Below are 11,446 nucleotides of genomic sequence, written 5' to 3'. Positions count from 1 at the left end.
CTGGACGTCGGTTCCACCCCCGGGCTGTCCTCCACCCGGAAGGGCGAGGCCCTCAAGGCGCCGGGTTGGCGGCCTCCACGGTGGGGGGCCCCGCCGCCGGCGGCGCCTCCTTGGGCTTCCATGCCGGGTTTCGGAAGATGTAGCCCAGCCGCTGGCTCAGCGGTCCGGGGCGGGCCGCGTCCTTCACGATGGCGGCGAACTCATGGAACGCGATGCGCACCGGGTTGTGCGTGGTGAGGTTCTTCGTCAGCCCGTAGATGGGGCGCTCGGTCTCCGGGACGAACGTGCCGAAGAGCCGGTCCCAGATGATGAGGATGCCCGCGTAGTTCACGTCGATGTAGGCCGCGTTGGATGCGTGGTGCGCGCGGTGGTGCGAGGGCGTGTTGAACAGCCACTCCACCGGACGCGGCAGCCGGTTGATGGCCTCCGTGTGGATCCAGTACTGGTACAGCAGGCTCACCGCCTGCTGCGTGACGATCATCTCCGGGGAGAAGCCCAGCAGCGCCAGCGGCGCCCAGAACACCCAGCCCGTCATGGGCGTCCACGTCTGCCGCAGCGCCGTGGACAGGTTGTAGTGCTGGCTGGAGTGGTGCACCACGTGCGACGCCCAGAAGAAGCGGCTCTCGTGGTGGACGCGGTGGAAGGCGTAGTAGCAGAGGTCTTCCATGAAGAAGAGCAGCACCCACGCCACCAGCCCGTGGCCCATGCGCAAGGGCGTCAGGTGGTAGAGCGCCGCGTAGCCCGCGAAGGCCACGCCCTTCCAGAACACGCCCACCGCCACGTTGCCCAGGCCCATGGAGAGGCTGGCCAGCGTGTCCTTCCACGTGTGGCCCTTGATGCTTTCGCCACGTTCCTGCCGCAGCCTCCTCACCCAGAAGACCTCGGCGATGACGGTGATGACGAACACCGGGATGGCCGGGGTGATGAGGTCGGGGATGTGCGTCATGTCCATGGCTGCTGACCTCCTGCGAATTCAATCCCTGGGTGCGAACGCGACGCGCATGAAGCGCGCCAGCGTGTCCAACATGCGGCGGTGCGCGGGGTCCGAAGGCCGGGCCGCGCCACCCACCGCCGCGCCCTGCACCGCGTCCAGCGCCAGCTCCACCACGTCGTCGAAGTCCGGGTGCGTGGCGGCCACGTCCGGGAACAGCTCGCGCGCCACGCGGTGCATGTTCTGGCGGTGCGGCCCGTCCACCGCCGCCAGCGCCTTCTGAAGCTCGGGGCTGGTGCGCGCCGCGACGTACAGCTCGATGGCGGCCTGCAACTCCGGCCGCTGGTAGGCGGCCCACAGCATGTCCACCGCCGCGCCCACGCGGTCCTTGCCGGAGGGCCGCGCGCCCACGCCCGCGAGGAAGTCCTGGATGAGGCGCGGGAACAGGTGCTCCACCGCCACCGCGAGCAGCTCCTCCTTCGTCTCGAAGTGCGTGAAGAGCGCCCCCTGCGACACGCCCGCCCGCTTCGCCACCTCCACCGTCGTCAGCCGCGCGTAGCCCTGCTCCACCAGCGTCTCGAGGGTGGCGTCCAGCAGCTTGCGGCGCGTCGACTCGCGGCGCTCCGCCTGCGTGCGGCGCACCGGGACCGCGGCCTTCCGGGGGGCGGACTTCGGGGACATGCCGGAACGATAACCGCTGACTTAAAAAGTGACCAGTCACTTTCTTGGGGCCCGGCTCCAGGAGGTCGGATCGCGGACGCCCGGGCCTGCCCGTGGGGCGTTCAGGCGGACGGGCGTCTGTCTTTGCGCCCGTGCAGCTGACAGGGATGGGGGCGGATGTGATTGGGAGGCGCAATGCCTGCCAACCGGACAGGCAGGGAGGCAGGCGCTCTCGTGCTTCCGGGCCGTTTTCCCTCTGGAGTGTGGTCAAGGCTCGCCCCCTTGAGACAGGGCGGGGCGTGGCTCGGCTGCTAGTGATCCGTTCGGGACTGAGCGAAAATGGCTGTGAAATAGCGCGAGGCCTTGCGCTGGTTGTCCGCCCGCCCCGATATGAACTTCTCCGCTCTTCTCGTCGGCTCCCTCCTCGCTTCTGCTCCTGCCCTCCCTCCCGCCGCCTCGGCGGCCGCGAACATGCCCGAGGTGGGCGTGCCCTTCGCCTGTGGTCGCATCTATACGGTGAGCCAGGGTCACGAGACGGGCAGTCACCAGCACAACGACACGTTCGCGTGGGACTTCCGGATGCCGGAAGGCACGCCCATCGTGGCGGCGCATGACGGCGTCGTGCGCATGGCGCGCGGCGACAGCAAGCAGGGCGGATGCGGCGAGCAGTTCGCGCCCATGGCCAACTACGTCGTCATCTCCCACGGCGACGGGCTGGAGACGCAGTACCTGCACTTCAGCGCCGTGGTGGTGAAGGCCGGTGAGCGCGTGAAGGAGGGCCAGCTCATCGGCTTCTCCGGCGCGACGGGCTGGGCGTGCGGCGCGCACCTGCACTTCAAGGTCGCCAGGGAGCAGGGCGCCGGCTGGAACAACCCCTCCGTGCCCGCGCGCATCGTGGGCTACGGGGACCCGGTGCGTGACACGCTGGTGTCGGCGCCGCTGTGCAAGGACTCCGCGCAGCCGCTGATGGCCTCCAACGGTGGCGTCCACGTGCCCGGCCAGGCCGTGATGTCCATGTCACCCGAGAACGCGAATACGCTCCAGGATGCGTCGCGCGGCCTGCCGCCCGGTGCCAAGGCCCTCCTCGACGGCCTCTCCCAGCCTCCCGCCCAGGGCGGCGAGGGCCTCGACAAAGCGGCTCCGGCCCGCACGCCCCGCATGGCGAGCGGCTCCGACGAGACTCGCTGACGCGAGCAGCGCTCCGGCGCCCGCGAGCAGCCCGAAGAAGGCCCCCGCGTTGAGGAAGTACTCCAATGGCAACAGGGGGCCTTCGACGTATCCGCGCACCACGCGGTAGCCCACGTGCGCCAGCAGCGCGAGCAGGGGCAGGTTGATGAGCGGCAGCACCAGCCACCGGGCCGTGCGCCACCAGCGGGCCACGGCCTCCGCGACGGCGGTGGAGGCCGTGTAGCGCCACGCGCCCGCGCGGGCCACGCGCAGCTCCGCCAGCATCGCCTCCACGTCCGGCACGCCCAGGCTCTCCGCCTCCAGTCCCTGCGTGCGCGCCACGCTGCGCGCCTCCGCCAGGGCGGTGCGAGCGGCGGACTCCGCGAGGAAGTCGTCCTCGAAGGGCTCCACCACGGCCACCTCCGCGGCGCGGGCGCGGGTGCGGTCCCTCACCGCGTCCACCACCGTGGAGGCCGCCGCCACCGCGAGCCCCGCGGGCAGGCTGCGCCGGGCCACCAGCGCGCCCGCGCCCATGCCGGACGCTCCCCACAACGACAGCCGCAGTCCCCACGCGGCGGGGCCCCAGAAGCGGCCCGCGGCCTGACGGCGCACCTCCGACGCCAGGTGTCCGTGGGCCAGGGACAGCCGCGCGTCGAAGTCCGCCTGGAGCGCCTCCGCCGCGCGAGCGAGCCCCGCGTCCAGCGCGGTGCGCGTCTTCGCGAGCAGCGCGTCCGTGTCATCGAGCGCCCTCTGGATGATGGAGGCGAGCTCCTCCAGCGCGCCCAGCGCGTTGGTGTGGCGCACGCGCGCGGCCACGGCCTGGGTGGCCAGCCCGCGCAGGTGGAAGAGGAGCGGGCCGAACTCGCCGGAGACGTCCTGGCCGTCCTTCGCGGCGCGCGCGCTGATGGCGAAGACGGGGACGTCCTCCGCGGCCAGGCCGTAGTGCTGGGTGGCCAGGCGGCGGACCTGGGACTTCAGCGCGTCGCGCGAGTCGGCGGAGAGCTCGTCCGCGAAGTTGAGGATGAAGACGAGCGCGCGGCGGCGGGCGAACTCGGCGAGGAACTCCACCTGGGTGGCCTCCGCGACGCTGCCCCGGTGCATGACCACGAGCGCCACGTCGGCCTTGTCCAGCGCGGCGCGCGCGACCTCGCGGTGCGCCGTGGCCACGCTGTTCAGGTCCGGCGTGTCGATGAAGACCTGGCCGCTCCACAGGCCCTGGGGGCCGGGCGTGTAGCGCACGACGCGCGCGCCGGTGCGGGCCAGCTCGTCCGTGGCCATGCCCTCCGGCGCGAAGAGGGTGGAGGCGGTGCTGGTGGGGCGGTCCACGCCCTCGCGGGAGAGGTGCTGGCCGGAGAGGGCGTTGAGCAGGGTGGACTTGCCCGCGCCGGTGGCGCCCACCAGCGCGACGACGAGCGGCGCGTCCCTCCGGGCGATGCCCCGCGCGTAGTCCTCCAGCAGGCGCTCCAGGCGCGGGCCATGGGGCTTGAGCGCGGGCAGCGACAGCGCGTCGGTGAGCAGCGGCCGGAGGGCTTCAGGGTCGGGAAGGCGGGTGTCGTCCACGGAAGGGCCAGCGTGACGTGGCGCGCTCGTGCTGGCTACCAGGATTGAGCGGCGACGGTGCGCCAGCGTGCATTCTCCCAGGGGCCCGCGGGCGCTGTCCCTCAGCTCGCGACGGCCTCGACGGGCTGCGGGACCTGACCCGGGTCTCCAACGGTCTTCCACAGCCAGGCGTTCACGTCGAAGCGCGGGTCGCCCAGCTTGCGTCCCAGGTCGATGCCGTCCCAGGCCAGGTGGTGATCATCCGGAGGGCCCAGGTCGCTGAGGATGGCCATCAGCTTGACCATCTGTTCTCCCGGAGCGCTGTCGTTGGTGGCGCCGAACATCGCGTAGAAGGCCAGGTGGTGGGTCTGGTCCCGCCCCGCGCTTCCGTTGTCGTCGAGGCGGCTGACGCGAAAGCCGGTGGGCGGGAGCGGGCGCGGGTGGTTGAGGTTCCAGCGCTGGTCCCGCTCCGACGTCAGGCCATCCAGGCCGGAGTCCGTCCCCGCGAACAGCAGGCCCAGGTCGCGTCCCGCCTCCGCGCGATGGATGCGCGTGGTGGGGCCCTCTCCGGTGGTGAGCAGCCATCGGACGCGCTGGGTGGCGCGCGAGAACAGCTCCAGCGCCAGGCGTCCCGCGAGCCGCTCCTCCGCGGCCCTTTCCCGGAGGAAGTCGCGCCGCAGGTGGGCATGTTGCCGGAAGAACTCACGCACCGCGGCCACCCTCCGCGCCGTGGCCGCGGTCAGCCAGTGTCCCCGCGCGTCCAGGAAGGCGATGGCCTCCACCTGGATGACATGGTCGGAAAGCGGCGGAGGGGCAACGGTGCGGTGCGCCATGGGCGTTCTCCGGGCAAGGGGACACCCGAAATGTCGGAACGCTTCACAAGGCCGGAAGTGGGGCCGCCCTCCCGCATGTCTGCCATTGCGCATCGCGGAAGCGGAACGTGCGCTCGTGCGCAGTGACCCGGCACGCCCGGGTGTCAGGGGGCCTCCGCGCATGTGGTTCCGCGAGGGAGCGCTCGAGGGCCCCGTGTGCTCATCCCTCCGCAATCGGGAGCGGACCTCACGGCCTGGGGCATCCCTACGTCCGTGACGGGCCCTGGCGGGAACGTCAGACGGGCAGGCCTCGCCTGGGACGACACGACGCCGGATGCGAGGGGCACAGGGGGCCCCTCCCGCCCGGCGTCGGTCATGGCAGGCGCTGACGCCTTACAGCGAGTTGACGAACTTCAGGAGCGCGTTGCGGTCCGCGGCGCTGAGGTTCACGAAGGCCTGCTTGGCGGCCTCGCCCTCGCCGCCGTGCCAGAGGATGGCCTCGGTGACGCTGCGCGCGCGGCCGTCGTGCAGGTACGCCTCACCGCCGGACACGCCCGCCGTCAGGCCAATGCCCCAGAGCGGCGGCGTGCGCCACTCGGCGCCGGAGGCCTGGCCTTCCGGCAGGTTGTCCGCCAGGCCCGCGCCCATGTCGTGCAGGAGCAGGTCCGTGTACGGGTGGATGGTCTGGTTGCGGAACTCGTTCATCGCCGCGTACTGGCTGGTGGTCAGCGTGGGCGCGTGGCACTTCGCGCAGCCCGCGTTGTTGAACACCGTCTCACCCTGCATCGCCGTCGCGTCCGAGTGGTCGCGGCGCGCGGGCACGCCCAACAGCGCGATGTAGCGGGTGAGCTTGTCCAGGTCGCTGTCGGCCAGCTCCACGCTCGTGCCCGCGCAGCCCTGCTGCGCCGAGCCGCAGTCCATCGCCTTGAACACGTTGGTCGTCACGCCCATGTCGCTGTTGAGCGCCTCGGCCACCTGGTGCTTCACGCGCGCCGTGCCCGCCTTCCAGCCGAAGCGGCCCAGGCGGGTGACGCCCGTCTCCGGGTCCGTCACCGTCTGCATGCGGCCGGAGATGCCGTCGCCGTTCGCGTCGTTCGGGTCCGCGAGGCCGGCGATCTGCGACTCGGGCACCGCCTCCAGCAGGCCCATGCCAATCAGCTGCGGCGAGATGCGCGGCGAGAAGTTCGTCGGCGTCACGTTGAGGAAGCTGTAGTTGGGCTTGCGCAGCTGGTACGCCGTGCCGTCGCGCAGCGTGCCGCTCGTGGTCGTCCAGCCGCTGATGCGCACGTCCGCCTCCGGCGTGCCGCTGACCGCGCGCGGCTGCAGGCGGAAGCCCAGCGCGGGGTCCCCCGTCACGGTGCTGCCGTTCACCTTGCCCACCTTCACCACGTAGTTCTCCAGCGTGGTGTTCGTGGTGGCGGGCGGCAGGCCGCGGCCGTTCTGCTTGTGGCAGGAGACGCAGGACACGTTGACGTAGTTGTTCCCCAGCTTGTTCGCCTGCGCCGTGAAGATGGGGTTGTCCGGCTCGGAGTGGCTGCCGTCGCGGAAGTTCGTGTGGTGCAGGCGGCGGCCCTCGACGAAGGGCTGCGCGTTCACCGGCGCCAGGTTCGTGGGCATCTGGAGGAAGCGGTTGTCCGGCTCGTTGGAGAACGGCGTGTGCAGCGTGCCGCGGCCGCCCGCCCAGGCCTTCTCCGGCAGCGGGAAGGAGTCGCGCAGCGAGCCCTGGCCCTCGAAGGGCAGCAGGCCGCCCTGGCCCACGATGTAGAGCATCGCCGTGGAGTAGTAGTTGAAGCGGCCTTCCACCGGCTGCTGGAGGAAGACGCCAATCTCCAGCTCCATCCGGTCGCCCACGCGGATGGCGCGGCCTTCCTTCGCGTTGAAGTTCACCGACGACGTGTACTTGTAGTCGTTGACCTTCACGAAGTCCGCGTTGTGCCAGTACTCGGCCACCGTGTTGATGCCGCGGAAGAACGCGCGGAAGTCCGGCGAGTCGTACGGGTAGAGGGTGTACAGGTTCACCGTGATGGTGCTGCCGCCCTTGGCCACCTCATCCACGATCTCGATCCAGTGGGTGCGCTTCTCGAAGTACAGCTTCAGGTAGTGGTCGTAGGCCTGGTACTGGTCCTCGCGCATGTGGCGGTCGCGAACGCGGTCGCCCACGCGGGTGATGATGGCGGTGGCGGTGGTCTCCACCGTGGCCGGCTCCAGCGCGGTGGCGCTGGTGAACAGCGGCACCACCGGGCCTGCGTCGCCGCTGGGAGGAGGGCCCGCGTCGGGCGTGCCCGCGTCCGGCGTACCGGTGCCCGCGTCCGTGCCGCCGCCGGTGCCGGTATGCGTGTAGCGCGTCCAGGCCGTGTCCCGAGCGCAGGCGCAGGACACGTCCCAGTACGTGAAGAAGTAGTCGATGTAGTTGCCGTTGCTCAGGCCCGTGACGGTGTACTGGTTGCGTCCGCCCGTCACCGCCATGCGGATGTTGAGCTGTCCTCCGTCGTTGAGCTTGTAGTGGATGTCCGCCCAGTCCGTCGTGTCGACGTAGAAGACGGCGGAGGAGCCAGACGGCGTAACGCCATACGTGGCGGCTTCTGCGGTTTGCACCGCCAGACAACTGACGGCCAGGAATGCGAGCGCGATTCCCGTGAGTCTGCTTCGGCTCATGGTTGCGAACTCCATTGTGGGGTGGATGGGGCGTGGGACGGCCAGCGCTACGAATGGGGACTTCGTAGCTTGTCCGAAGAAAGTCGGAACGGCTGGAAGCCGCAAGGTGGGATGGCTGAGAATTCGGCTTAGGCGTGATAAATGATAAATAAGCGAAATTGATGTCATCCTTGACGCGCTGTGCTGTCAGGGATTGACGCGTTGTGTTGGGAGTGGGGCGTGGACGTGCCCGTCCCCGAGCGGCGGCGGGGGATGGGGCGGCGCGGCGTGGGTGGGTAGACTCCGGGCCCATGCGCTTCCAGCCACCGTGGGGTGGAGCCTTCCGGCTCGACACCTTCTTCCACCGCACCCCGGACGCCCTGCCCGAGGAGACGATGGCCTCCATCCGCTCGGCCATCCTGGGCTCGTCGCTCCTGGGGGAGTCGAACCTGTCCGGGCAGTTCTCCGGCACGTACGGCTTCTCGCTGACGTTCCGCCGGGACGCGCTGCCGGAGGTCCACCAGCGCTTCCCGGCCTTCGCCCCGTACCTGGCGAAGACGCTGTTGCCGGAGTGCAACGCCTTCCTGCTCAACCCGCTGCTGGTGGGGCAGGGCCGGAACGTCGCGGCGCACATCGACCGGAGTCTTGAATTCTACGGCCCGAGCATCGGCTGCCCGGTGGCGGTGAGCGTGCTGTATGTCCAGGTTCCGAAGGAACTCCGGGGCGGGGCGCTGAGGCTGTACCACCGGGGAGGGCAGGTGGCGGAGCTGAAGCCGCAACAGAACGCGCTGGTGATGTTCCGGGGCGACCTGCTGCACGAGGTGGAGGCCGTCACCTCCGGCGCGCCGGGGCTCTCGGACTCGCGGATCAGCCTGGTGGTGGAGCAGTACCGCGCGCCGGAGGACTTGCTGGCGAACGTGCCGCGCTTCGAGCTGCGCACGCGCTCGGGGGTGCGGGCGTGAGCGACCTCGCGCTGGAGTGGAGGCTGCCCGCGCCGCCGGACGCGGTGTTCCCCGCCTTGTCGGAGCCCGCGCTCATCCGCCGCTGGTTCGGAGCGCCGCCGGGCTGCCACCGCACGCACGCGCCGGATCCGGGCGCGCTGGGCCAGCCCTACCGGGTGGGCCTGCGGGACGCGGCGGGCCGCCCGTTCGCGCAGGTGGGCTGCATCGTGGAGGTGGAGCCGGGGCGCTTCCTGGCGCTGGAGATGGACTGGGAGGGCGGGCCCATGCCGCGGGGGCGCACCCGGGCGGAGCTGACCTTCCATGCGGCGGACGAGGGCACGCGGCTGGAGCTGCGCCAGGGCCCGTTCCCGGACGACGCGGCCCGGGACGCGCACCGCGCCTACTGGGAGGCGTGCCTGGGGCGGCTGGCGCGCGTGGTGGCGGGCGAGGCGGTGCCGTGCTTCGAGGAGTTCTGGGAGGAGTCGCGCGGCTACGTGGGGCCGCTGGCGGTGGCCGCCTACGCGGTGCTGGCGGGGCTGCGCGAGGCGGGCGCGCCGAAGGAGACGGTGGCCCAGGTGGAGGACGTGCTCTACACGCACCTGCCGCGGCTGCGCGAGGACACCGCGGACGTGCTGGGCGCGGTGCTCCAGTCGCGGGTGGAGGGCGAGCCGGAGCGCTGACGGCGGCCACGGTGCCGCGCAGGCGCCCGAGGGGTCGTCGTTGGACGCGGTGACGCGCAGCTCCCTTGGAGAAGATGGACAGGTGCTCGACGGTGCGCAGCGAGGCCAGGCCGTACCGTGACTGCAGGGCCCGCTTTCCCCTTCATACGGGGAGAGGGGCCCGGACCGGTCACGCGGCCGTCAGGCTCAGGAGGCCAGGGCCTGCGGCGGAGGGGCGTGGGCGTCCTCCGCCGGGACGTGGGCCTCCGCGTCCTTCGCCTTGGCGATGCGCTCGTCGAGCTCCGCGGTGAGGTGCTCGAAGACCTCCTTGTTGAGCGTGCCCTGCTGGTAGGCGTTGAAGAGGGCGTCCTTCTCCACGATGAGGACGCGGCGGATGGCCTCCTGCTGCTCCTCTTCGTGGAAGCGCGTGGACTGCTGCTTGAGCGTGGTGAGCTCCTGCTCCACCGCCTGCGCCTTCTGCTGGTAGTCGCGCTCCAGCGGCTCCAGCACGTCCACCGGAATCTCCCGCGCGCGGCGCATGGCCTCCAGGGACGCGAGCGCCGCGTGGATGGCGCCCAGCTTGCCGCGGGCCAGCTCGTACTTCTCCTGGTAGACGTCCTTCTGGCCGGTGATGCCCAGCCACTTGAGGAACGGCGCCATGGTGAGGCCCTGGAAGATGATGGACAGCACCACCACGCCGAACGTCATGTTCACCAGCAGCTCGCGGTGGGCGAAGTCGTCCGGAAGACCGAGCACCAGCACCATGGACACCGCGCCGCGCAGGCCGCTCCAGGTGAGCACCGCGCTCCACGACCACGGCAGCTTCTCCGACGTGAACCGCAGCACGCCGGACGTGATGTAGACCACCAGCGCGCGGCCCAGCAGCACCGCCCCGTACGCCAGCAGGATGGGCAGCCACGACTGGAGCAGCGACGTCAGCTGCACCTCCAGGCCGATGAGCAGGAACACCACCGAGTTGAGCGCGAACGCCAGGTACTCCCAGAAGCTCTCCACCGCGATGCGCGTGGTGGGGCCCATGCCCAGGCGCGCCGCCCAGTTGCCGCACAGGAGGCCCGCCACCACCACCGCGATGACGCCCGAGTAGTGGAAGTGCTCCGCCACCACGAAGGACCCGTACGCGGCGATGACCGTGAGGGTGATCTCCACCATGGCGTCCTCCACCCGGAGGATGACCTTGGACACCGCCCAGCCCACCGCCGCGCCGATGACGGCGCCCATGCCCGCCACCTTGATGAAGTCCATCACCGCGCCGCCCACGGTGAAGGCCTGGCCGCCGGCCACGCCCACCACCAGCGTGAAGAGCACCACGGACGTGCCGTCATTGAGCAGGCTCTCGCCCTCCACCAGGATGGCCAGCCGCTTGGGCGCGCCCAGCGCCTTGAACAGGCCCACCACCGCGATGGGGTCCGTGGACACGATGAGCGACGCGAACACCATCGCGTGGATGAGGCCGAAGCCCTCCAGCAGGTTCATCCCCCGCATCGCCGGGGACAGCAGCAGCGCCGTGAGCGCCATGGACGCCACCACGCCCGGAATCGCCATGGAGGTGATGGCCAGCTTGTTCTTCATGAACTTGCGGAAGTCCACGTGGAACGCCGCTTCGAACAGCAGGCCCGGCAGGATGACCGCGAACAGCAGCTCCTTCGTCAGGTGCGGGGGTTCGAAGGCATGCACGATGCCCAGGGCCAGGCCCGCCAGCACCAACGCCACCGTGTACGGAAACTTGAAGTAGCGCGCCGCGATCGCCACCGCCGTCGCGATGGAGAAGAGCAGCACGAAGGCCAACTCGAAGTGCATGAATCCCCAGCCTCGTTCGTGCCCAAAAAATGGCGAGGATGCCATGCGCGCGGGGCGGTGGGGCAACCCCCTTTCGAGGGGAAATGAGAGGGGACAGGCGAGCGTGGCATTTTGCCAGACGCGTTTCTCACGGCGGGAGACGCAGCCGCGTGAACGGGCAGGCGTGCACACGGATGGAATGGACCTCCGATGGAATGAACATCCACTGTGGAGCGGTGGACGGCCGGGCTTCGGGCGGGCGGGGGGAGCGGGCCGGGTGCATTGTGGGGCCCCGGGCCGGCGGCT

General features: G+C 70.7%; 8 protein-coding genes and 1 pseudogene. 3 read left to right on the top strand and 6 right to left on the bottom strand.

The window, feature by feature from the left end; genetic code table 11:
- Positions 1–52: 52 nt before the first annotated feature.
- On the bottom strand, positions 53–952 hold the full coding sequence (locus KYK13_RS35990; RefSeq protein ID WP_223639261.1) for a sterol desaturase family protein: 900 nt from the start codon (positions 950–952) through the stop codon (positions 53–55).
- Positions 953–973: 21 nt separating this feature from the next.
- A complete protein-coding gene (locus tag KYK13_RS35985) occupies positions 974–1,612 on the bottom strand; it encodes a TetR/AcrR family transcriptional regulator (protein WP_223639259.1) in 639 nt (212 codons plus the stop codon).
- A 369-nt stretch (positions 1,613–1,981) separates the two neighbouring features.
- On the opposite strand from KYK13_RS35985, the pseudogene KYK13_RS35980 reads away from it, so the two are divergent.
- Positions 1,982–2,431: pseudogene (locus KYK13_RS35980) on the top strand (M23 family metallopeptidase); the annotation flags it as partial.
- Positions 2,432–2,608: 177 nt separating this feature from the next.
- On the opposite strand, the gene KYK13_RS35975 reads toward KYK13_RS35980, so the two are convergent.
- From KYK13_RS35975 to KYK13_RS35965, 3 genes are all read right to left on the bottom strand, one after another.
- Positions 2,609–4,318: a GTPase gene (locus KYK13_RS35975; RefSeq protein WP_223639257.1), complete on the bottom strand. Its 1,710-nt coding sequence runs from the start codon at positions 4,316–4,318 to the stop codon at positions 2,609–2,611.
- 101 nt (positions 4,319–4,419) lie between these two features.
- Positions 4,420–5,130 (bottom strand): hypothetical protein, encoded by a 711-nt coding sequence (locus KYK13_RS35970; RefSeq protein ID WP_223639254.1) that lies wholly within the window; start codon positions 5,128–5,130, stop codon positions 4,420–4,422.
- Positions 5,131–5,502: 372 nt separating this feature from the next.
- Positions 5,503–7,764 carry a di-heme oxidoredictase family protein gene (locus KYK13_RS35965; RefSeq protein WP_223639251.1) on the bottom strand — a complete coding sequence of 754 codons (2,262 nt, stop codon included), beginning with the start codon at positions 7,762–7,764 and terminating at the stop codon, positions 5,503–5,505.
- 290 nt (positions 7,765–8,054) lie between these two features.
- Between KYK13_RS35965 and KYK13_RS35960 the strand changes: the two genes are divergently transcribed.
- Positions 8,055–8,705: a 2OG-Fe(II) oxygenase gene (locus tag KYK13_RS35960; RefSeq protein WP_223639248.1), complete on the top strand. Its 651-nt coding sequence runs from the start codon at positions 8,055–8,057 to the stop codon at positions 8,703–8,705.
- On the top strand, positions 8,702–9,364 hold the full coding sequence (locus tag KYK13_RS35955) for an SRPBCC domain-containing protein (RefSeq protein ID WP_223639246.1): 663 nt from the start codon (positions 8,702–8,704) through the stop codon (positions 9,362–9,364). The genes KYK13_RS35960 and KYK13_RS35955 overlap by 4 nt, the downstream gene beginning before the upstream one ends.
- A gap of 186 nt (positions 9,365–9,550) precedes the next feature.
- On the opposite strand, the gene KYK13_RS35950 is transcribed toward KYK13_RS35955, so the two are convergent.
- Complete coding sequence (locus KYK13_RS35950; RefSeq protein ID WP_223639244.1) at positions 9,551–11,161, bottom strand: Na+/H+ antiporter; 1,611 nt, start codon at positions 11,159–11,161, stop codon at positions 9,551–9,553.
- Positions 11,162–11,446: the final 285 nt, after the last annotated feature.

It is taken from the genome of Corallococcus sp. EGB (assembly GCF_019968905.1).
In the GTDB taxonomy this organism is placed as follows: Bacteria; Myxococcota; Myxococcia; order Myxococcales; family Myxococcaceae; genus Corallococcus.
This window is presented reverse-complemented; position numbering and strand designations above follow the sequence as displayed.